Annotated in this window: 16 protein-coding genes, 3 tRNA genes and 1 pseudogene; 15 read left to right on the forward strand and 5 right to left on the reverse strand. The window is 63.2% G+C overall.

Features of this window, described 5'->3' with window-relative positions:
- Nucleotides 1–49: 49 nt before the first annotated feature.
- The 5 genes from clpB (at nt 50) to nadC (ending at nt 4,101) form a co-directional block, all read left to right on the forward strand.
- Entirely contained in the window at nt 50–2,614 is a 2,565-nt protein-coding gene (gene clpB, locus HW090_RS12850) for an ATP-dependent chaperone ClpB (protein ID WP_179113898.1), read from the forward strand.
- Nucleotides 2,615–2,855: 241 nt separating this feature from the next.
- Nucleotides 2,856–2,931 (forward strand) — tRNA-Asn (locus HW090_RS12855).
- A gap of 10 nt (nt 2,932–2,941) precedes the next feature.
- Nucleotides 2,942–3,018 (forward strand) — tRNA-Pro (locus tag HW090_RS12860).
- A gap of 4 nt (nt 3,019–3,022) precedes the next feature.
- Nucleotides 3,023–3,097 (forward strand) — tRNA-Lys (locus tag HW090_RS12865).
- A 155-nt stretch (nt 3,098–3,252) separates the two neighbouring features.
- Complete coding sequence (gene nadC, locus HW090_RS12870) at nt 3,253–4,101, forward strand: carboxylating nicotinate-nucleotide diphosphorylase (RefSeq protein WP_179113899.1); 849 nt, start codon at nt 3,253–3,255, stop codon at nt 4,099–4,101.
- 79 nt (nt 4,102–4,180) lie between these two features.
- Here nadC and HW090_RS12875 read toward each other — a convergent pair whose 3' ends face one another.
- Nucleotides 4,181–4,609 carry a YhcB family protein gene (locus tag HW090_RS12875; protein WP_179113900.1) on the reverse strand — a complete coding sequence of 143 codons (429 nt, stop codon included), beginning with the start codon at nt 4,607–4,609 and terminating at the stop codon, nt 4,181–4,183.
- Nucleotides 4,610–4,813: 204 nt separating this feature from the next.
- Between HW090_RS12875 and HW090_RS12880 the strand changes: the two genes are divergently transcribed.
- The 5 genes and pseudogenes from HW090_RS12880 (at nt 4,814) to glyA (ending at nt 11,959) form a co-directional block, all read left to right on the forward strand.
- The gene (locus tag HW090_RS12880) at nt 4,814–5,443 is read left to right on the forward strand and encodes an alpha/beta hydrolase (RefSeq protein ID WP_179113901.1); all 630 of its coding nucleotides are present in this window, start codon (nt 4,814–4,816) and stop codon (nt 5,441–5,443) included.
- A gap of 78 nt (nt 5,444–5,521) precedes the next feature.
- The gene (locus HW090_RS12885) at nt 5,522–6,883 is read left to right on the forward strand and encodes a tryptophan--tRNA ligase (protein ID WP_179113902.1); all 1,362 of its coding nucleotides are present in this window, start codon (nt 5,522–5,524) and stop codon (nt 6,881–6,883) included.
- Between the two features lie 139 nt (nt 6,884–7,022).
- Nucleotides 7,023–8,117 carry a cell division protein ZapE gene (zapE, locus tag HW090_RS12890; RefSeq protein ID WP_179113903.1) on the forward strand — a complete coding sequence of 365 codons (1,095 nt, stop codon included), beginning with the start codon at nt 7,023–7,025 and terminating at the stop codon, nt 8,115–8,117.
- A 467-nt stretch (nt 8,118–8,584) separates the two neighbouring features.
- Nucleotides 8,585–10,576 (forward strand): annotated as a pseudogene (locus HW090_RS12895) (putative bifunctional diguanylate cyclase/phosphodiesterase); the annotation flags it as partial.
- Nucleotides 10,577–10,705: 129 nt separating this feature from the next.
- On the forward strand, nt 10,706–11,959 hold the full coding sequence (gene glyA / locus HW090_RS12900) for a serine hydroxymethyltransferase (RefSeq protein ID WP_179113904.1): 1,254 nt from the start codon (nt 10,706–10,708) through the stop codon (nt 11,957–11,959).
- A gap of 84 nt (nt 11,960–12,043) precedes the next feature.
- Here the strand turns inward: glyA and radA are convergent, their stop codons facing one another.
- The gene (gene radA / locus HW090_RS12905) at nt 12,044–13,405 is read right to left on the reverse strand and encodes a DNA repair protein RadA (protein ID WP_179113905.1); all 1,362 of its coding nucleotides are present in this window, start codon (nt 13,403–13,405) and stop codon (nt 12,044–12,046) included.
- Nucleotides 13,406–13,498: 93 nt separating this feature from the next.
- Complete coding sequence (locus HW090_RS12910; RefSeq protein WP_179113906.1) at nt 13,499–13,768, reverse strand: YdcH family protein; 270 nt, start codon at nt 13,766–13,768, stop codon at nt 13,499–13,501.
- A gap of 212 nt (nt 13,769–13,980) precedes the next feature.
- On the opposite strand from HW090_RS12910, the gene mscL reads away from it, so the two are divergent.
- Nucleotides 13,981–14,394 (forward strand): large-conductance mechanosensitive channel protein MscL, encoded by a 414-nt coding sequence (gene mscL / locus HW090_RS12915; RefSeq protein WP_179113907.1) that lies wholly within the window; start codon nt 13,981–13,983, stop codon nt 14,392–14,394.
- A gap of 66 nt (nt 14,395–14,460) precedes the next feature.
- Here the strand turns inward: mscL and HW090_RS12920 are convergent, their stop codons facing one another.
- Complete coding sequence (locus tag HW090_RS12920) at nt 14,461–15,492, reverse strand: cytochrome-c peroxidase (protein WP_179113908.1); 1,032 nt, start codon at nt 15,490–15,492, stop codon at nt 14,461–14,463.
- A gap of 252 nt (nt 15,493–15,744) precedes the next feature.
- On the opposite strand from HW090_RS12920, the gene HW090_RS12925 reads away from it, so the two are divergent.
- From HW090_RS12925 to HW090_RS12940, 4 genes are all read left to right on the forward strand, one after another.
- Nucleotides 15,745–18,180: a Lon protease family protein gene (locus HW090_RS12925; protein ID WP_179113909.1), complete on the forward strand. Its 2,436-nt coding sequence runs from the start codon at nt 15,745–15,747 to the stop codon at nt 18,178–18,180.
- Between the two features lie 79 nt (nt 18,181–18,259).
- Entirely contained in the window at nt 18,260–18,592 is a 333-nt protein-coding gene (locus HW090_RS12930) for a hypothetical protein (protein ID WP_179113910.1), read from the forward strand.
- 113 nt (nt 18,593–18,705) lie between these two features.
- On the forward strand, nt 18,706–19,194 hold the full coding sequence (locus HW090_RS12935) for a TIGR00645 family protein (protein WP_179113911.1): 489 nt from the start codon (nt 18,706–18,708) through the stop codon (nt 19,192–19,194).
- Between the two features lie 87 nt (nt 19,195–19,281).
- Nucleotides 19,282–19,899 carry an FKBP-type peptidyl-prolyl cis-trans isomerase gene (locus HW090_RS12940; RefSeq protein WP_179113912.1) on the forward strand — a complete coding sequence of 206 codons (618 nt, stop codon included), beginning with the start codon at nt 19,282–19,284 and terminating at the stop codon, nt 19,897–19,899.
- 71 nt (nt 19,900–19,970) lie between these two features.
- Here HW090_RS12940 and HW090_RS12945 read toward each other — a convergent pair whose 3' ends face one another.
- Nucleotides 19,971–20,198 carry a hypothetical protein gene (locus tag HW090_RS12945; RefSeq protein WP_179113913.1) on the reverse strand — a complete coding sequence of 76 codons (228 nt, stop codon included), beginning with the start codon at nt 20,196–20,198 and terminating at the stop codon, nt 19,971–19,973.
- Nucleotides 20,199–20,236 lie beyond the last annotated feature (38 nt).

Genomic DNA, 20,236 nt, shown 5'->3' on the forward strand with positions numbered 1-20,236 from the left:
GCTATGCTGAATCGAGTGCTGCTCCGCTCTACTCGTTGAGGATGACCCCATGCGCATAGACCGTTTGACCAGCAAGTTGCAGCTTGCCCTTTCGGACGCCCAGTCCATCGCAGTCGGCCTCGATCACGCATCGATCGAGCCATTGCACCTGATGCAGGCCCTGCTGGAGCAACAGGGCGGCTCGATCAAGCCGCTGCTGATGCAGGTGGGTTTCGAGATCAACTCCTTGCGCCAAGCGCTGACCAAGGAGCTTGAGCAACTGCCGAAGCTACAGAACCCCACGGGCGACATGAGCATGTCGCCTGACCTGGCGCGCCTGCTCAACCAGGCGGACCGGCTGGCCCAACAGAAGGGCGACCAATACATCTCCAGCGAACTGGTGCTGCTCGCCGCGCTGGATACCAACACCCGCCTGGGCAAACTGCTGCTGGGCCAGGGCGTGAGCAAGAAGGCGCTGGAGAATGCCGTCGCCAACCTGAGGGGTGGCGATGCGGTCAACGACCCCAATGCCGAAGAGTCGCGCCAGGCGCTGGACAAGTACACGGTCGACATGACCAAGCGGGCCGAGGACGGCAAGCTCGATCCGGTGATCGGTCGTGACGATGAAATCCGCCGCACCATCCAGGTGTTGCAGCGCCGGACCAAGAACAACCCGGTGTTGATCGGCGAGCCGGGCGTGGGCAAGACCGCCATCGTCGAAGGGCTGGCCCAGCGTATCGTCAACGGTGAAGTGCCCGATGGCCTGAAGGACAAGCGCCTGCTGGCGCTGGACATGGGCGCGCTGATCGCCGGTGCCAAGTTCCGTGGCGAGTTCGAGGAACGCCTGAAGGCGGTGCTGAACGAACTGGGCAAGCAGGAAGGGCGGGTGATCCTGTTCATCGACGAGCTGCACACCATGGTCGGCGCCGGCAAGGCTGAAGGCGCGATGGATGCCGGCAACATGCTCAAGCCGGCCCTGGCGCGCGGCGAACTGCATTGCGTGGGCGCCACGACGCTGGACGAGTATCGCCAGTACATCGAGAAGGATGCCGCGCTGGAGCGCCGCTTCCAGAAGGTCCAGGTGGACGAGCCGAGCGAGGAGGACACCATCGCCATCCTGCGTGGCCTCAAGGAGCGCTACGAGGTGCACCACGGCGTGACCATCACCGACGGTGCGATCATCGCCGCCGCCAAGCTGTCGCACCGCTACATCACTGACCGCCAGTTGCCGGACAAGGCCATCGACCTGATCGACGAGGCCGCCAGCCGCATCCGCATGGAGATCGACTCCAAGCCGGAGGAGCTGGATCGCCTCGACCGTCGCCTGATCCAGTTGAAAATCGAGCGCGAGGCGCTCAAGCGTGAAGACGACGAAGCCACCCGTAAGCGTTTCGCCAAGCTGGAAGAAGAAATCGCCAAGTTGGAGAAGGAATACGCCGACCTGGAGGAAATCTGGAAGTCCGAGAAAGCCGAAGTGCAGGGCTCGGCACAGATCCAGCAGAAGATCGAGCAGGCACGGGCCGAGCTGGAAGCGGCACGGCGCAAGGGTGATCTGTCGCGCATGGCCGAGTTGCAGTACGGCATCATTCCCGACTTCGAGCGCAGCCTGCAGATGGTCGACCAGCACGGAAAGTCCGAGAACCAGTTGCTGCGTAACAAGGTCACCGACGAGGAAATCGCCGAAGTGGTCTCCAAGTGGACCGGCATTCCGGTGGCCAAGATGCTCGAAGGCGAGCGCGACAAGCTGCTGCGCATGGAGGATGAGCTGCACCAGCGGGTCATCGGCCAGCACGATGCGGTGGTCGCCGTGGCCAATGCGGTGCGCCGTTCGCGGGCAGGCCTGGCCGACCCGAATCGTCCCAGTGGTTCCTTCCTGTTCCTCGGCCCGACCGGGGTCGGCAAGACCGAGCTGTGCAAGGCGCTGGCGGAGTTCCTCTTCGACACCGACGAGGCGATGATCCGTATCGACATGTCCGAGTTCATGGAGAAGCACTCGGTCGCGCGCCTGATCGGTGCGCCGCCCGGATATGTCGGTTATGAAGAGGGCGGTTACCTGACTGAGGCGGTACGGCGCAAGCCTTACTCGGTGGTGCTGCTGGATGAGGTGGAGAAGGCGCACCCGGATGTCTTCAATATCCTGCTGCAAGTGCTCGAGGATGGCCGCCTGACCGACAGTCACGGGCGTACCGTGGACTTCCGCAACACGGTGGTGGTAATGACCTCCAACCTCGGCTCGGCACAGATCCAGGAGCTGGTCGGCGACCCGGATGCCCAGCGTGCGGCGGTAATGGATGCGGTGAGCACTCACTTCCGTCCGGAGTTCATCAACCGTATCGACGAAGTGGTGGTGTTCGATCCGCTGGGCAAGGAACAGATCGGCGGTATCGCGCGTATCCAGTTGGCGCGCCTGCGCCAGCGTCTGGCGGAGCGCGAGCTGGGCCTGGAGTTGAGCGACGAGGCGCTGGAGAAACTGATCGCCGTCGGTTACGACCCGGTCTATGGTGCGCGCCCACTCAAGCGTGCCATCCAGCGCTGGATCGAGAACCCGTTGGCGCAGCGTATCCTCGCCGGCGACTTCGCGCCGGGGCAGACGATCACCGCCACGGTCGAGGGCGACGAAATCGCCTTCAAGTGAGTCGATGCAGCCTGCTGCTATAAAGGTGTCGGAGGCTGGACGAAAGACAGCGGGCGATCTTTTCGCCAAGTGTCCAGCCGCTGGCGCTCTTTTCGGCTTTTGTCGTGGGCCTGTTCACGGAAATCGCAAGTCCCTGTCATAAATCGTGTTTTTGGGCTTGACAGGGGAGCGAGGAAACGTAAAATGGCGCGCCTCTGAAGGGCGCTTTGCAAAGCGTCACGAAGAGATGGAAGACCGAAGTTCCGCGATAGCTCAGTCGGTAGAGCAAATGACTGTTAATCATTGGGTCCCTGGTTCGAGTCCAGGTCGCGGAGCCAACTTCCTTGTCGGGGTATAGCGCAGTCCGGTAGCGCGCCTGCTTTGGGAGCAGGATGTCGGGAGTTCGAATCCCCCTACCCCGACCATTTTGGGTCGTTAGCTCAGTGGTAGAGCAGTTGGCTTTTAACCAATTGGTCGTAGGTTCGACCCCTACACGACCCACCACTACATAAAACCCGAAGCATGAAAATGCTTCGGGTTTTTTTATGCGCCGAATCCGGCCTGCCCCTCCCAAGGTCTGCCCGCGTGCGGGGCGCCCGGGAGAGGCGTGTGCCGTATACTCGCGCCAATCATCGGTGCGAACTGTCGTGGAGCCCGCCATGCCGAACCTTATCCTTGCCGACCTCTCCAGTGAAATCGAGGCGAATGTCCGCCGAGCCCTGGCAGAGGACGTTGGCCAGGGCGATATCACTGCCCAGCTCATTCCGGCCAATCGCCTGGCGCATGCGACAGTGATTACCCGCGAGCCTGCGGTGATCAGCGGTACGCGCTGGGTCGATGCGGTCTTTCGCCAGCTCGATGGGCGCGTTGCCGTGCACTGGCTGGTGGCGGACGGTGAGCGGGTGGCGGCGGACAAGGCGCTGTTCCACCTCGAAGGGCCGGCCCGTGCCCTGCTGACAGGGGAGCGTAGCGCGCTGAATTTCCTGCAGATGCTGTCGGGCGTGGCGACACGTTGCCGGCATTACGCCGACCAGGTGGAGGGAACGGGCGTCAGGTTGCTGGATACACGCAAGACCATCCCGGGCCTGCGCCTGGCGCAGAAATACGCTGTGACCTGCGGCGGTTGCCATAACCATCGCATCGGGCTGTATGACGCCTTTCTGATCAAGGAAAACCATATCGCGGCCTGCGGCGGAATCGCAGCGGCAATCGAGGCGGCGCATCGCATCGCGCCGGGCAAGCCGGTGGAGGTCGAGGTGGAAAGCCTGGATGAACTGGAGCAGGCGCTGAAGGCCGGGGCGGATATCGTCATGCTCGACGAGTTGAGTCTGGAGGACATGCGCACCGCTGTCGCGCTGACGGCGGGGCGGGCGAAGCTGGAGGCTTCCGGCGGGGTCAGCGACGAGACACTGCGCCGTGTGGCCGAAACCGGTGTGGACTATATCTCCATCGGCGCACTGACCAAGCATGTGCAGGCCATCGATCTGTCCATGCGTCTGCGTGACTAGATCGTAGGGGCTGTAGCCGTTCAGGTGCGCGTGGCGCACCTGAACGGTGGCAGAGCGGCATCAGCCGCTCCTGGGGTGTTTACGGACGGCTTTTCAGGCCGAAGTTCTCGTGCAGGGTGCCGGTCGCATCGGCGCTTTTGGGCGCATAGTCCTTTGGTGGCTCGGTGGTCGTGGCGCTCAGGCGCTCGCGGGGTGCATGGCTTTCGCTGCTGTGCAGCGCGGTCAGCAGGCGCTGGCGGGTCTGTTCGTCGAGGGCCAGGCGGTCGGCGCCTTCGGACAGGTGGTTCTGGATGTCCTGCTGGGTATTGGTCAGCTTGCGCAGCAGGCTTGCGGTGGTGTTGAAGTGCGTGACCACTTCGCTCTGGTAGGTATCGAAGCGTTCCTGCAGGTCGTCGACTTTGCGCTGGGCGCCGCTGGGGGCCGCGTAGCGGGCCAGCAGGTAGCCGATGGCGATGCCGACGATCAGGCCGATGATGGGGAGCAACCAGGTCGCGAGAGTCTGTTCCACGAGTCCTTCCTCTTATATAAAACGGCTGTGTTGACAGGCCGGCAGTGGTCTTTCGGTGGCCTGTTACGTTAACGTCTCGTTCCTGCTCTGTATACCGCGACGAAGGCCTGTGTTGCAGGCTGCCCGTCCGTTCCAGTTCATGTGCCGAGACGGCAATCCGAGTTCAAGACGAGTCGACCGGCCCCAAGGTCACGGAGTTCCAAGTTGCTCAAGCGAGAAACCCCCATTTCGATCGACGGCCCCAGCGGTGTGCTGGAAGGCCTTTATTACGAGGAGCCGGCCGCGCGCGGCCTGGCGCTGATCTGCCACCCCAATCCGGTCAAGGGTGGCACCATGCTCAACAAGGTCGTCTCGACCTTGCAGCGCACGGCCCGTGACGCGGGCTACAGCACCCTGCGCTTCAATTACCGTGGCGTCGGTGCCAGTACCGGCGAGCATGACATGCGTTTCGGCGAGGTGGATGACGCCGAGGCAGCGCTGGGCTGGCTGCGTGCACAGGCGCCCGATCTGCCGGTGGTGTTGCTCGGCTTCTCCTTCGGAGGCTTTGTTGCCGGCGCGCTGTCCGGCCGCGAGCAGGCCCGGGGCGGTGAGATCGAGCGACTGCTGCTGGTCGCGCCGGCTGCCGCACGCCTGGAGGGCGTGGCGCTGCATGATGGCAGCCAGCTGTCGATCATCCAGCCGGCGCAGGACGAAGTGGTCGAGCCGGAAAGTGTCTATGCCTTCTCTGCCGGCCTGTCGCGCCCCCATGATTTGTTGAAAGTGGCAGAATGCGGCCACTTTTTTCACGGCAAGCTGGTCGAGCTCAAGGAACTGGTCGCACCGCGACTGGCCTGAACACGGTTTGCGCCGGAGCCGCCAGTGCCGCCCCGGTAACCGGTTTGCCCTTTCTTTGCTTCCCCGGACAGAACTCCCATGACCACGCGAATCCTCACCGGCATCACCACCACCGGTACTCCCCACCTTGGCAACTATGCGGGCGCCATTCGCCCGGCGGTGCGCGCCAGTCGTGATGTCAATGCCGATTCCTTCTACTTCCTGGCCGATTACCACGCACTGATCAAGTGTGACGACCCGCAGCGCATCCAGCGTTCGCGCCTGGAGATCGCCGCGACCTGGCTGGCCAGCGGCCTCGATCCCGAGCGCGTGACCTTCTACCGCCAGTCGGACATCCCCGAGATTCCCGAACTGACCTGGCTGCTGACCTGTGTCGCCGGCAAGGGCCTGCTCAACCGTGCCCACGCCTACAAGGCGTCGGTGGACAAGAATGTCGAAGCCGGCGAAGACCCGGACGCGGGTATCAGCATGGGGCTGTTCAGTTACCCGGTGCTGATGGCGGCGGACATCCTCATGTTCAACGCCCACAAGATCCCGGTGGGGCGCGACCAGATCCAGCACGTGGAAATGGCGCGGGACATCGCCCAGCGTTTCAACCACCTGTTCGGCAATGGCAAGACGCTGTTCGCCTTGCCCGAGGCTCTGATCGAGGAAAGTGTCTCGACCCTGCCCGGGCTGGACGGGCGCAAGATGTCCAAGAGCTACGACAACACCATCGCCCTGTTCGGCACGGCGAAGCAGCTCAAGGACGAGGTGGCGCGTATCGTCACCGACTCCCGCCTGCCCGGCGAGCCGAAGGACCCCGACAGTGCCCACCTGTTCGAGCTGTACCAGGCGTTCGCCACGCCGGAGCGCAGTGCGGCGTTCCGTGCCGAACTGGTCGACGGACTGGGCTGGGGCGATGCCAAGCAGCGCCTGTTCCAGTTGCTCGACGAGGAGCTGGCCGAGAAGCGCGAGCACTACCAGGCACTGATTGCCCGTCCGGCCGATCTGGAGGACATCCTGCTGGCTGGCGCGGCCAAGGCGCGTCGTATCGCCACACCCTTCCTCGGTGAGTTGCGCGAGGCGGTCGGCTTGCGCAGCTTCCGCAGCGAAGCCGCGAGCGAGAAAAAAGCGGCACCGAAGAAGAGCGGCAAGCGTGCACGCTTCGCCAGTTTCCGCGAGGCCGATGGTGGCTTCCGTTTCCGTTTCTTCTCCGCCGCCGGCGAGGAGTTGCTGCTGTCGCGGCCGTTCAGCGATCCGAAGACGATTGGCGCACTCGGCCAGCGTCTGATCGAGCTGGGCGGTGCATCCCTGGATGTGCGTGCTGGCGAGGCGGGTGTCTTCGCCTTGTGGCTGGACGGCGAGGTGCTTGCCGAGAGCCCGCAACAGGCTGACTCGGTTGCGCTGGAGGCCGCGATACAGAGCCTGCGCGATGCGATCGACGGGCTTGCCGAATAGCCGGCGGAGCGGATTGGACGAGCTTCAGGGGGTATGCATGAACGACTTGAGTGAATTGCCAGGGGCTGGAAGCGCGGAATTGCTAAGCATCGTAGGTGCGGATAAAGTATCGGCCCCTTTTTCCAGTCCAGGCCCCGGCATGACACCCCTTGAGCGCTATCAGGCTGACCTGAAACGTCCCGAATTCTTCCATGACGCCGCGCAGGAAAACGCAGTGCGGCACCTGCAGCGTCTGTACGACGACCTGCTGGCCGATGACCGTGGCGGCAAGGGTTTGTTCGGCAAGCTGTTCTCGAGCAAGCGCCAGGGACCGGTCAAAGGCCTGTACTTCTGGGGTGGCGTGGGGCGTGGCAAGACCTACCTGGTCGATACCTTCTTCGATGCGCTGCCGTTCGAGCAGAAGATGCGCACGCACTTCCACCGCTTCATGAAGCGGGTGCACGAGGAAATGAAGACCCTCACCGATGTGAAGAACCCGCTGACCATCATCGGCAAGCGCTTTGCCGACGAGGCGCGGGTGATCTGCTTCGATGAGTTCTTCGTGTCCGACATCACCGACGCGATGATCCTGGCGACCCTGCTGGAAGAGCTGTTCAAGAACGGTGTCAGCCTGGTGGCGACCTCCAACATCGTGCCTGACGGCCTCTACAAGGATGGCCTGCAACGGGCGCGCTTCCTGCCGGCCATCGAGTTGCTCAAGGTGCACACCGAGATCGTCAACGTCGACAGCGGCATCGACTATCGCCTGCGTGCGCTGGAGCAGGCCGAACTGTACTACAGCCCGCTCGGCCCGGAGGCCGATGCCAGCCTGGAGAAGAGCTTCCGCAGCCTGCTGACGGAAAACTGCGCGATCCGCGAGAACGAAGCGTTGATCGTCGAGAAGCGCGAAATCCTTGCGCGCAAGGTCGCCAACGATGTGGCTTGGTTCGATTTCCGCGCTTTGTGCGACGGGCCGCGCAGCCAGAACGACTACATCGAGCTGGGCAAGGTCTACGAAGCGGTGCTGGTGTCCAATGTCGAACAGATGGGGGTGGCCAAGGACGACATGGCGCGCCGCTTCATCAACATGGTCGACGAATTCTACGACCGCCAGGTCAAGCTGATCCTGTCCGCCGAAGTCGAACTCAAGGACCTGTATGCCGGTGGCCGACTGGAATTCGAATTCCAGCGCACCCTCAGCCGCCTGTTGGAAATGCAGTCCCACGAATACCTGACGCGCCCGCACAAACCCTGACGGAGCCGGCACGCACGGCTGATTCCGGTGGAACAACAGGTTTCACATTCGCGGTTTCAGCAGGCGATGTCAGGTATTTTGACGACTGGATACTGGCACTCTGCCTTCGCTCAAGGCATGCTAGGCACCATTCGATGGTCTGCCGTGCTGTAGGGCGGACCGGTTCATATGCAGCAAGGTGTGTGTTTGTGACCGGTGCACGTGGGCAGCGGACTCGAGGCGGCACAGGGATATGTGCGGATTCTCGGGCCATGACGAAGCCCCGCTGCCCCTGCTGAGCATTTCGACGCCATTGTTCAGGGACCCGTCGCGTGGCCGATAACAATATCTCTTCCCAGCCGACAAACGCCCGCTCCTGGGTCATGCGCATGCGTGACTGCGGGTTGGCGGTGATTGCCTGGCTGCCCGCGCCCAGGCGGGCGATCTGGCATCGTCGGACGCTGGGGTTCGCTGCCAGTGCCCTGGGGGCCATCGAGGAATTGGTGTTGATCAGCGGCCTCGACGGGCGCCTGCGCTACCTCAATCCGCCTGCCCAGGAAATGTTCGGTCTGGACAACGCCGATGCGGGTCTCTACCTGTTGCAGGAGCTGCTGCCGGGGCTGGACCCGCGTGCGCTGGATGTCGGCCAGCGCAGCCGCGACCTGGCCCTGGAGCCGCTGCGCACTTTGCAGGGGGGCGATGTGCGCTTCTACTCGGTGACGCGGCGGGCGCTGCGCATCGATGACGAGCAGCAGCCTTCAGGCTTCGTCTGGGTGTTGCGCGACATCAGCCAGCAACGCAGCGCCGAAAAGGCCCTGCGCATGGCTGCGACGGTGTTCGAGCATTCCACCGCGGCGATCCTGGTGACGGACCCGGGCGGTTCCATCGTGCAGGTCAACGATGCCTTCAACCGCATCACCGGTTATCGCGATGAGGAAGTCGTCGGCCAGTTGCCGACCTTCCTCAGTGCCGACAGTCAGCAAGCCAACCAGATGCACTATGTGCTCATGCAGATCCGTGAGCGCGGCAGTTGGGAGGGCGAGTTCTGGCTCAAGCGCAAGAACGGCGAGGCCTATCCGTGCTGGGTGGGTATCACCGCTGTGCGGGGCGAAGCGCAGGAGCTGGTCAGCTATGTGTGTTTCTTCAATGACATGAGCGAGCGCAAGGCCAGTGAGCAGCGTATTCACCGGCTGGCCTACTACGACGCCCTGACCCAACTGCCCAACCGTACCCTGTTCCAGGACCGTCTCTACAACAGCCTGCAGCAGGCTGGGCGCCGCGGGGACTGGGTGGTGCTGATGTTCCTCGACCTCGACCGTTTCAAACCCATCAACGACTCCCTGGGGCATGCCGCCGGCGACAGCATGCTCAAGGATGTGGCGGTCCGGCTGGCGGCCTGTGTCGACGACGATGACACGGTGGCGCGCATGGGCGGGGATGAGTTCACCTTTCTGCTGCGGCCCTGCAGTCAACGTGACGATGCGTTGCGGCGGGCGATCCGGGTGGCCGAGGATATTCTGTCCTCGATGACCGAGCCTTTCGTGCTGTCCGAGCGTGAGTTCTTCGTTACGGCCAGTATCGGTATTGCGTTGAGTCCGCAGGACGGCGCCGAGTCCAGTCAGTTGATGAAGAACGCCGATACGGCGATGTATCACGCCAAGGAGCGGGGCAAGAACAACTTCCAGTTCTACCAGGCTGAAATGAACGCCAGCGCCCTGGAGCGGCTGGAGCTGGAAAGCGACCTGCGCCATGCCCTGGAGCAGCGTCAGTTCGTGCTGCACTACCAGCCACAGTTCACCAGCGATGGCCAGCGACTGACCGGTGCCGAGGCCCTGCTGCGCTGGAACCATCCTCGCCGTGGTCTGGTGCCGCCGGCGGAGTTCATCCCGGCTCTGGAAGAACTGGGGCTGGTGGTGGACGTGGGCGACTGGGTGCTCGCCGAGGCCTGCCGGCAGATCGGCAGTTGGCGCGAGATGGGGCTGCAAGTGCCCAAGGTGGCGGTCAACCTTTCCGCCCGCCAGTTCGCATCGGGCCAGCTCGGGCAGCGTATCGCCACCATCCTCGCCGAAACCGGTTCGGATTCCTTGAGCCTGGAGCTGGAACTGACCGAAAGCATCCTGATGCAGGATGTCGCGCAGGCCATGCGCTCCTTGACCGAACTCAAGCAGCTTGGCCTTTCGATTGCCGTGGATGACTTCGGCACCGGCTATTCATCGCTCAACTACCTCAAGCAGTTTCCCATCGACGTGCTGAAGATCGACGGCAGTTTCGTCGACGGCTTGCCCGAGGGCGAGCAGGATGCACAGATCGCCCGCGCCATCATCGCCATGGCCCACAGCCTGAACATGTCGGTGATCGCCGAAGGCGTGGAAAGCCAGGCACAGCTGGATTTCCTGCGTTGCCACGGCTGCAATGAGGTGCAGGGCTTCTTCCTCGCGCGGCCGATGTCGGCCGAATGCTTCCAGGCGCTGCTGGGCTGAAAGGGGAGGCGTCTCCAGCGTGAAGTCGCTTCTACTTGTCCATGATCACCGTTCAATATCCGCATCAGGGTGAATCAGGTAGAATCCGCAGCTTATTTTCCAATGCCGCTGATTTCCTAGGGGACCACCATGTTCAGCCGTGATTTGACCCTCGCTCGCTACGACGCCGAACTTTTCGCTGCCATGCAGCAGGAAGCCAAGCGTCAGGAAGACCACATTGAACTGATCGCCTCGGAGAACTATGCCAGCCCCGCGGTAATGGAAGCCCAGGGCAGCGTGCTGACCAACAAGTACGCCGAAGGCTATCCGGGCAAGCGCTACTACGGTGGTTGCGAGTACGTCGACATCGTCGAGCAACTGGCCATCGACCGCGCCAAGCAACTGTTCGGCGCCGACTATGCCAACGTCCAGCCGCACGCCGGCTCGCAAGCCAACAGCGCCGTCTACCTGGCGCTGCTCAATGCCGGTGACACCATCCTCGGCATGAGCCTGGCCCACGGTGGTCACCTGACCCACGGTGCATCCGTGTCGTCCTCCGGCAAGCTGTACAACGCCGTGCAGTACGGCATCACCGATGCCGGCCTGATCGACTACGACGAAGTCGAGCGCCTGGCCGTCGAGCACAAGCCGAAGATGATCGTCGCCGGCTTCTCCGCCTATTCCCAGGTACTGGATTTCGCCCGTTTCCGCGAGATCGCCGACAAGGTCGGTGCCTACCTGTTCGTCGATATGGCCCACGTTGCAGGGCTGGTCGCCGCAGGCGTCTACCCGAACCCGGTGCCGTTCGCCGACGTGGTCACCACCACCACCCACAAGACCCTGCGCGGTCCGCGTGGCGGCCTGATCCTGGCACGCGCCAACGCCGAGATCGAGAAGAAGCTCAACTCCGCCGTCTTCCCGGGTGGCCAGGGTGGCCCGCTGGAGCACGTCATCGCTGCCAAGGCGGTGTGCTTCAAGGAAGCCCTGCAGCCTGAGTTCAAGACTTACCAGCAGCAGGTGGTGAAGAACGCCCAGGCCATGGCCCAGGTGTTCATCGAGCGCGGTTTCGACGTGGTTTCCGGTGGTACGCAGAACCACCTGTTCCTGCTCAGCCTGATCAAGCAGGACATCACCGGCAAGGATGCGGACGCCGCCCTGGGTCGCGCCCACATCACCGTCAACAAGAACGCGGTACCGAACGACCCGAAATCGCCGTTCGTCACTTCGGGCCTGCGCATCGGTACACCGGCCGTGACCACCCGTGGCTTCAAGGAAGCCGAGTGCCGCGAGCTGGCCGGCTGGATCTGCGACATCCTCGCCGACCTGAGCAACGATGCCGTGATCGACGAAGTTCGTGGCAAGGTCTCCGCCATCTGCGCCAAACTGCCGGTCTACGGCAACTGAGCGTAGCCTGAGCTGAAATGAAAAACCCGGCCTTCGCGCCGGGTTTTTCATGCCTGTCATTCACGCTGGTCGGTGCATTGGCCGTTATTCGAACAGCGCATCCAGCGCCTGTTCCAGGCGTGTCACCGGGATGATGCGCAAACCCGCCGGAGCTTCCTTGGGAGCGTTGCCCTTGGGGATGATGGCGCGCTTGAAGCCGTGCTTGGCGGCTTCCTTGAGGCGTTCCTGGCCGCTGGGCACCGGGCGGATCTCGCCGGACAGGCCGACTTCGCCGAACACCAGCAGGTCGTTGTCCAGCGGGCGGTTGCGCAGGCTGGAGATGACTGCCGCCATCAGCGCCAGGTCGGCAGCGGTTTCCAGCACCTTGACCCCGCCAACCACGTTGAGGAACACGTCCTGATCATAGGTCGGAATGCCGCCATGGCGGTGCAGCACGGCCAGCAGCATGGCCAGGCGGTTCTGATCCAGGCCCAGGGTGACGCGACGCGGGTTGGCCAGGTGGCTGGTGTCCACCAGTGCCTGCACTTCCACCAGCATCGGCCGGGTGCCTTCCCAGGTGGCCATCACCACGCTGCCGGGTACCGCTTCCTGGGCGCGGGTGAGGAAGATCGCCGAGGGGTTGGTGACCTCCTTGAGGCCCTTGTCGGTCATGCCGAACACGCCCAGCTCGTTGACCGCGCCGAAGCGGTTCTTCACCGCCCGCAGCAGGCGCAGGCGGCCGTCCGACTCGCCCTCGAAATACAGCACGGTGTCGACCATGTGCTCCAGCACCCGTGGCCCGGCCAGGGCGCCTTCCTTGGTGACGTGGCCGACCAGGAAGATCGCTGTACCGCTCTGCTTGGCGAAGCGCACCAGCAGCGCCGCGCTCTCGCGCACCTGGGCGACGCCGCCGGGGGCCGACTGGAGTTGTTCGGTGAAGATGGTCTGGATCGAGTCGATCACCATCACCTTGGGTTTTTCCTGGCGGGCGGTGGCGATGATCGACTCGATGCAGGTTTCGGTCATCACCTTGAGCTTGTCCTGCGGCAGGTCCAGGCGCCGGGCGCGCATCGCCACCTGCTGCTGGGATTCCTCGCCGGTGACGTAGAGCGCCGGGAAGCGCTGGGCGATATTGCACAGCGTCTGCAGCAGGATGGTCGACTTGCCGATGCCGGGGTCGCCGCCGATCAGTACCACCGAGCCGTCCACCAGGCCGCCGCCGAGCACGCGGTCGAGCTCGCCGGAGGCGGTGGAGAAACGGGGGATTTCCTCGACGCTGACTTCGGCCAGGGTCTTGATATTGGCCTTGTCGCCAGTCCAGCTGCTACGTCCGGAGGAGGGTGCGGCACCGTCTATGACGGTTTCCACCAGGGTGTTCCAGGCGCCGCAATCGGCGCATTGCCCGGCCCATTTGGGGAAGGTGGAGCCGCACTCGGTGCAGCCGTACATGCGCTTGGCCTTGGCCATGGTGACGCCTCGTCGGTGGAGGAGGCGGCATGATAACGGCCATGGCGGCGCTTGGCCAAAGCGGCGCGCTCGTGCTTGGGCGTGTCGGCGTTCTCAGCCGCCGCACTTGCCGCAGCAGGAGCCGGACGCACGCTTGAGCTGACGGGCGATGTCGTCCTTGAGGGCGACGCGCTCGTTCTTCAGCGCTTGCAGGGCGCCGTCGTCGAGCAGTTCGATGCCGTCCTCGATGCGGCAGATGCGCTTGTCCAGCTCTTCGTATTGCTGGGCCTGTTGGGCGAAGTGCGCATCGCTCTGGCGCAGCTCGCTCAGCAGTTCGCGGCGCTCGGGGAAGTCCTTGGTCAACGGGTGGTGTTCAACGTGCATGAGCGGTGCTCCGGATGAGTGGGGTTGAGAGCAACACTAGCCGTGGCGAGCAAGGGCGACCTTGACGATGGTCAACGTGCCCTGCGATTGGGAATGTTTCCTTTCTGGCTGGACGGCTCTGGCTTCGGCGCCGCCCTGCCCCTTATGCTTGGGGCGCCGCGCTGCGGGCAGCCAAGACGGCGGACCTTCCCAACCGAACAGGAATTTCATCTATGAGTTTTATCAGCGAGTTCAAGACATTTGCCGTACGCGGCAATGTGATCGACATGGCGGTCGGTATCATCATCGGCGCCGCGTTCGGCAAGATCGTCTCGGCGTTCGTCGATGGCGTGATCATGCCGCCGCTGGGGCTGCTGATCGGTGGCGTGGACTTCTCGGACCTGGCGATCGTGTTGAAGGAAGCGGCGGGTGATACCCCTGCCGTACTGCTCAGCTATGGTGCGTTCATCCAGACGGTGGTGGACTTCGCCATCGTGGCCTTTGCCATCTTCCTGGCGATCAAGGCGATCAATCACCTCAAGCGCGAAGAGGCCGCCGCGCCTTCCGAGCCGGCAGCGCCTTCAGCCGAAGAAGTGCTGTTGACGGAAATCCGTGACCTGCTCAGGTCGCAGAACAAATCCGACTGATCGCTCAGCCGCGAAGACAGAGACGAAAACGCCCCGATTCCGGGGCGTTTTCCTTTCTCTGCCGGGTTATTCCGGCTTCGGTGTGGTAGCCGTGCTGGCGGGCAGGACCGGGTAGGCCACTTGCGGCTGTTCGCCGGTCAGGCTGTGCAGGAAGGCCGTGATGGAGGCGACCTCGTTCGGCTTCAGCGTGCGTCCCAGCTGGCTGTCGCCCATGATGGCAACGGCCTGCTCCAGGTCCCAGACCTCGCCGCTATGGAAGTAGGGCGGTGTCAGGGCGACGTTGCGCAATGGCGCGGCACGGAACACGTACTCGTCGTTGGCCGTGTTGGTGACCGCGAAGCGGCCCTTGTCGCCTTCGGGCAGGATGTCGGCGCCCGGTTTCTTGATCACGCCGAACGGGAAGTAACCCTGGCCGCCCAGGTTGACGCCGTTGTGGCAGGCGATGCAGCCGGCGTCCATGAACAACGCCAGGCCTTGTTTCTGCTGGGCGTCCAGGGCCTTGTCCTCACCCTTGAGGTAGCGGTCGAAGGGCGAGTTCGGTGTGGTCAGGCTGACTTCGAAGGCTTCCAGTGCGTAGGCCATGTTGTCGAAGCTGACCGGGTCCTTGTCTTTTGGGAAGGCTTTCTGGAAGTCCCCTACGTACTCGGGAATGCTCTTGAGCGTGGCCACCACCCGGTCGGGCGTGTTGTTCATTTCCACGCTTGCCTGCACCGGGCCCTTGGCCTGCTCTTGCAGGTCCTTGGCGCGGCCGTCCCAGAACTGTGCGGCATTGAGCACCGCGTTGAGGACGGTCGGCGAGTTGCGTGGGCCTTTCTGCCAGCCGTGGCCGATGGACGTGGTGACGTTGTCGCCGCCGCCAAGGCTGAGGTTGTGGCAGGTGTTGCAACTGATGATATGGCTGCGCGACAGGCGCGGGTCGAACCACAGCTTGTGGCCGAGAATGGCCTGGTCTTCGCTGACCTGCTTGCCGCGTACTTCGGTGATCTTCGCCGGGATCGGCTTGAATATGGCGTTGGCGCGGTCGCGCAACTCGTCTGCGCTGGAGGTGCCTGCCATCAAGAGCAGGCTGCCTAACAGCAAGGGTGTGGTTCTGTTCATTATGACCTCATCACGGTGCTGGCTGATCTGTCCCTAGCAGGCTCTAAATCCGGGGTGGCGAGCTTGACCTGAATCAAGTCCGGGAGGGGGCTGGCCGAAATAAGTGTCACAACTTGTAAGGTCTTTCGATGTGTCGGAAGGCGTCTGCGCAGCCTTGCGGCCTGGCAGTGGCAGCGCCAGAATGGCGCATCGTTCATGGTCTTACGGCCTCTTGGTCATGTGCATGCATGGCCATCCACTCAAGGATTCCCGATGTCTGATCCCCTCGCCGCAAGCCTGCGTCTGGCGCCCGATGCGCTGACCCGTCCCTTTCAGTCCGATCAATTCGCCTTTGTCACCACCGATGAGCTGGAGCCCTTCTTCGGCGTGCTCGGGCAGGAGCGTGCCGTCGAAGCCTTGCAGTTCGGCGTGGCGATGCCGCGTCCGGGGTACAACGTGTTCGTCATGGGCGAGTCCGGCACTGGGCGTTTCTCCTTCACGCGCCGCTACCTGAGGGCCGAGGCCAAGCGCCTGGAGACACCGTCCGACTGGGTCTACGTCAACAATTTCGACGAGCAGCGCGAGCCACGGGCGCTGGAGCTGCCGCAAGGCAGCGCGAGTGCGCTGATCGAGGATATGGGGCAATTGATCGGCAACCTGCTGTCGACCTTTCCCGCCGTGTTCGAGCACCCGAGCTATCAGCAGAAGAAGAGCGCCATCGACCGTGTCTTCAATCAGCGCTACGACAAGGCGCTGGATGTGATCGAGAAGCTGGCGCTGGAAAAAGAGATCGCCCTGTACCGCGACAGCAGCAATATCGCCTTCACGCCGATGAAGGATGGCAAGTCGATGGACGAGGCCGACTTCGCGCAATTGCCGGATGCCGAGCGCGAGCGTTACCACGCCGATATCGCGGCGCTGGAGGTTCGCCTCAACGAGGAACTGGCCAGCCTGCCGCAGTGGAAGCGTGAGTCGGTCAACCAGGTGCGCCAGTTGAACGATGAAACCATCAGCCAGGCGCTGGAGCCGCTGCTCGCGCCATTGTCCGAGAAGTACGCGGAGAACGCCGGCGTGCAGGCCTACTTGCAGGCGGTGCAGGTCAACCTGCTGAAAACGGTGGTCGAGCAACTGGTGGACGAGAACCGCTCTGAAGCCCAGGGCCGGCAACTGCTGGAAGACCAGTACAGCCCGAGCCTGATGGTCGGCCATCCACTCGACGGCGGTGCGCCGGTGGTGTTCGAGCCGCATCCGACCTACGACAATCTGTTCGGTCGTATCGAATACGGCACCGACCAGGGCGCGCTCTATACCAGCTACCGGCAGTTGCGCCCGGGCGCGCTGCATCGGGCCAATGGCGGTTTCCTGCTGCTGGAGGCGGAGAAGCTGCTGAGCGAGCCGTTCGTCTGGGAAGCCCTCAAGCGAGCTTTGCAGTCGCGCAAGCTGAAAATGGAGTCACCTCTGGCCGAGATCGGCCGCTTGGCCACGGTCACCCTGACGCCGGAGTTCATCCCGCTGCAGGTCAAGGTGGTGATCATCGGTTCGCGGCAGCTCTACTACACGCTGCAGGACCTGGATCCCGACTTCCAGGAGATGTTCCGTGTGCTGGTGGATTTCGACGAGGACATTCCGCTGGCCGAAGACAGCCTGGAGCAGTTCGCCCAGTTGCTGAAGACGCGTACCCATGAGGAAGGCATGGCGCCCTTGACCGCCGCCGCCGTGGCGCGCCTGGCGACCTACAGCGCACGCCTGGCCGAGCACCAGGGGCGTTTGTCCGCCTGCATCGGCGATATCTTCCAACTGGTCAGCGAGGCGGACTTCATGCGCCAGTTGGCCCAGGACACGGTGACCGACGTCGGGCATATCGAGCGGGCGCTCAGGGCCAAGGCGACCCGGACCGGGCGCGTCTCGGCGCGGATTCTCGATGACATCCTGGCGGGCGTGATCCTGATCGACAGCGAAGGCGCGGCCATCGGCAAGTGCAACGGGCTGACGGTGCTGGAGGTCGGTGATTCTGCCTTCGGTATGCCGGCGCGTATTTCCGCTTCCGTCTATCCGGGCGGCTCCGGCATCGTCGACATCGAGCGTGAGGTCAACCTGGGGCAGCCGATCCACTCCAAGGGGGTGATGATCCTCACCGGCTACCTGGGCGGTCGTTACGCGCAGGAATTCCCGCTGGAAATCTCCGCCAGCATCGCGCTGGAGCAATCTTACGGCTACGTGGACGGCGACAGCGCCTCGCTGGGCGAGTGCTGTGCGCTGATCTCGGCGCTGTCGCGCACACCGCTCAAGCAATGCTTCGCCATTACCGGTTCGATCAACCAGTTCGGCGAGGTGCAGGCGGTCGGTGGGGTCAACGAGAAGATCGAGGGCTTCTTCCGTCTTTGCGAGGCGCGCGGCCTGAGTGGCGAACAGGGAGTGATCATTCCCTCTGCCAACGTCGCGACCCTGATGCTCGACGAGCGGGTACTCGAAGCGGTGCGCCAGGAGCGTTTCCATGTCTATGCCGTGCGCCAGGTCGACGAGGCGCTTTCGCTGCTGGCCGGAGAGGCCGTTGGCGGTGCCGATGCGTCGGGGGCGTTCCCGGAGGGCAGTGTGAATGCGCGGGTCGTCGCACGCTTGCGCGACATCGCGCAGATCGGCATGGCAGAGGAGGTCAAGGAGGACGCACGGGAAGAAAGCACTCCGTCGGCGAGCGACACGGACACGTGAGGCGCTGGGAACGATAGCCCGCGCGGGCGGGTCTGCTGGATAGGTTTCGATGATTCCTTCGTGCCTGGAGGACCCGCCCATGCATCACTCTTTTTGCCTGACCCGGCGCTGCCTGGGCACGGATGCCAGGATCGAGTGCGAAGTCTTCCCGCTCGGCAGCGGACAGGGCTTGTGGGTGTTGCTGTGCGTCGCGGGAATGTTGGGCGCGCAGCCATCCGAACTCCGTGTCCAGGGGCCGTTCCGTGGAGAAAGCGTGGCACGTTCGGTGCTGGATGCGATCAGGGGTAGCTTGCGTGAGCAGGGTTATGACGAGGTCGACGGCCCGTTGACCTGGCAGTTGCACATGCGCTCCGAGCTGCGCAAGGTGAATGCCGACCAGGCCCGTCTGTTGCGGGGCTGGGAGAGCCATTGACCCGGCGAATGGGCCTGCGAAAAATCCGCTGACAATGTCACCCATGCAGCGCTTGTGCAGGGCTCGGCGCGGCGTATACTCGCCCGCCCGTTTCCCTACGACATGAGTGAACCATGGAGCGTTTCATCGAGAATGCCATGTATGCCTCGCGCTGGCTGCTGGCCCCTATCTACTTCGGCCTGGCCTTCGCATTGCTGGCGCTGGCCATCAAGTTCTTCCAGGAAGTCGTCCATATCCTTCCGGCGATATTGACGCTGAGCGAAGCCGATCTGATCCTCCGGTTGCTGTCGTTGATCGACATGGCGCTGGTCGGCGGCCTGCTGGTGATGGTGATGATCTCCGGCTATGAGAACTTCGTTTCCCAGTTGGATATCGACGAGAGCAAGGAAAAGCTCGACTGGCTTGGCAAGATGGACTCCGGCTCGCTGAAAATGAAAGTCGCGGCCTCCATCGTGGCGATCTCGTCGATCCATCTGCTGCGGGTGTTCATGGATGCCCAGCAGATCGATAACGAGAAGCTGCTCTGGTACGTGATCCTGCACCTGACCTTCGTCCTCTCGGCGTTCGCCATGGGCTATCTGGACAAGCTGTCCAAGCACTGATCCGTCGACTGTCCCCGGTAGACGCCATATGGCGTGCCGGGGTCGTTGTGCTAGTCTGCCCGCCCTTTGAAATGACTGGAGCCGGGTATGAGCGACCTTGATCTTTCCACCGATGAGTCCCGCGTAAGTTATGGGATAGGCCGTCAACTGGGCGACCAGTTGCGTGACAATCCGCCGCCGGGCGTCGATCTCGAAGCAGTGGTCGTCGGCATCCGCGATGCGTTCGCCGCATTGGAAAGCCGCGTCAGCGCGCAGGACCTCAATGCCAGTTTCGCCGTGATCCGCGAGCGGATGCAGGCCAAGGCCCAGGCCGAAGCAGAAGCCGCCGCTGCCGAGGGGCGTGCCTACCTGGAAGAGAATGCCAAGCGCGAAGGCGTTACCGTGCTGGCTTCCGGTCTGCAATACGAAGTGCTGAGCAGCGGGGAGGGCGCCAAGCCATCCCGTGATGACAGTGTCCGCACCCATTACCACGGTACGCTGATCAACGGCACGGTCTTCGACAGCTCCTACCAGCGTGGCCAGCCGGCCGAGTTTCCGGTGTCGGGTGTGATTGCGGGTTGGACAGAGGCACTGCAACTGATGAATGCCGGCAGCAAATGGCGTCTGCATGTGCCGAGCGAGCTGGCCTATGGTGCCCAGAACGTCGGTAGCATTCCTGCGCACAGCGTGCTGGTGTTCGACGTGGAGTTGCTGGACGTTCTCTGAATACCTTCAGTGAACTTCGTGCACCATCCTGGCGTTGCCGGGATGGTGGCGGTTCGTCAGCATGGAGATGCTCAAGGGCGCAAGGCCCGGGCGTAGCTGAAGAGAAAAAGGTTGCGGATCTGCTCTTTGAGTACGCAGGGTTCGCTGGTGCCCAGCTCGTGCATGTCGAGTTCGCCCTGCTCGCGCAGCTCTTCCAGGGCATCACCCTCGAGCGAGACGCAGATATTGCCGGTGTTGCGATCCAGGATGCGCAGATAGGGTTGCGGGCGATCCAGCCAGGCGTCGATCAAGTAAGTCATGACGTGTCCTCCAGTAAAAAATCCCTAATGAGAATAAT

Source organism: Pseudomonas sp. ABC1, assembly GCF_013395055.1.
Lineage (GTDB): Bacteria > Pseudomonadota > Gammaproteobacteria > Pseudomonadales > Pseudomonadaceae > Stutzerimonas.

Excerpts from the sequence above, each read along its gene's own strand:
- clpB (WP_179113898.1), top strand. The coding sequence starts at position 50 with ATGCGCATAGACCGTTTGACCAGCAAGTTGCAGCTTGCCCTTTCGGAC.
- nadC (WP_179113899.1), top strand. The coding sequence starts at position 3,253 with ATGCCGAACCTTATCCTTGCCGACCTCTCCAGTGAAATCGAGGCGAAT.
- HW090_RS12885 (WP_179113902.1), top strand. The coding sequence starts at position 5,522 with ATGACCACGCGAATCCTCACCGGCATCACCACCACCGGTACTCCCCAC.
- zapE (WP_179113903.1), top strand. The coding sequence starts at position 7,023 with ATGACACCCCTTGAGCGCTATCAGGCTGACCTGAAACGTCCCGAATTC.
- glyA (WP_179113904.1), top strand. The coding sequence starts at position 10,706 with ATGTTCAGCCGTGATTTGACCCTCGCTCGCTACGACGCCGAACTTTTC.
- radA (WP_179113905.1), bottom strand. The coding sequence starts at position 13,405 with ATGGCCAAGGCCAAGCGCATGTACGGCTGCACCGAGTGCGGCTCCACC.
- HW090_RS12910 (WP_179113906.1), bottom strand. The coding sequence starts at position 13,768 with ATGCACGTTGAACACCACCCGTTGACCAAGGACTTCCCCGAGCGCCGC.
- mscL (WP_179113907.1), top strand. The coding sequence starts at position 13,981 with ATGAGTTTTATCAGCGAGTTCAAGACATTTGCCGTACGCGGCAATGTG.
- HW090_RS12920 (WP_179113908.1), bottom strand. The coding sequence starts at position 15,492 with ATGAACAGAACCACACCCTTGCTGTTAGGCAGCCTGCTCTTGATGGCA.
- HW090_RS12925 (WP_179113909.1), top strand. The coding sequence starts at position 15,745 with ATGTCTGATCCCCTCGCCGCAAGCCTGCGTCTGGCGCCCGATGCGCTG.
- HW090_RS12930 (WP_179113910.1), top strand. The coding sequence starts at position 18,260 with ATGCATCACTCTTTTTGCCTGACCCGGCGCTGCCTGGGCACGGATGCC.
- HW090_RS12935 (WP_179113911.1), top strand. The coding sequence starts at position 18,706 with ATGGAGCGTTTCATCGAGAATGCCATGTATGCCTCGCGCTGGCTGCTG.
- HW090_RS12940 (WP_179113912.1), top strand. The coding sequence starts at position 19,282 with ATGAGCGACCTTGATCTTTCCACCGATGAGTCCCGCGTAAGTTATGGG.
- HW090_RS12945 (WP_179113913.1), bottom strand. The coding sequence starts at position 20,198 with ATGACTTACTTGATCGACGCCTGGCTGGATCGCCCGCAACCCTATCTG.